At 54.3% G+C, this 392-nt stretch carries 1 protein-coding gene; it reads left to right on the top strand.

Annotated features, from left to right (window positions below; genetic code table 11):
* A partial coding sequence (locus KH400_RS29940) for a hypothetical protein (RefSeq protein ID WP_217228232.1) occupies nucleotides 1-392 on the top strand: 392 nt, incomplete at both ends.

Here is a 392-nt window from a genome sequence, read left to right as displayed (position 1 = left end):
AAGAAAAGGGAAAGGAGAGAAGAGGAGAAAAAAGAAAGGAGAAGAAAAGGAAAAGAAAAAGGGAGAAAGAAAGAGAGGGGAAAAGGGAGGGAGAGAAGGGAGAGGGGGGGGAAAAGGAAAGGGAAGAGGAGGAAGGAAGGAAGAGGAAAGGGGGAAGGGAAGGAGGGAGAGGAAAAAAGAAGGGAGGGGAGAGAGGGAGGGGGGAGGAGGAGGAAGGAAAGGGAGGGGAGAAAGAGAGGAGAGGAAAAAAAGAGAGGAGGAAGGGGAGAGGAAGGGGGAGGGAAGGGGGGGGAAAGAGGGAAGGAAAAAGGAGGGGGAAGAGGGGGGAGGGGAAGAAGGAGGGAAGGGAAGAGGAAGAGGGAGAAGAGGAGGAGAGGGAGGGAGGAAGAAGG

The organism is Desertibacillus haloalkaliphilus, from assembly GCF_019039105.1.
GTDB lineage: Bacteria > Bacillota > Bacilli > Bacillales > KJ1-10-99 > Desertibacillus > Desertibacillus haloalkaliphilus.
The sequence above is the reverse complement of the archived record's forward strand: the minus strand, read 5'-3'. Positions and strand labels throughout refer to the sequence as shown.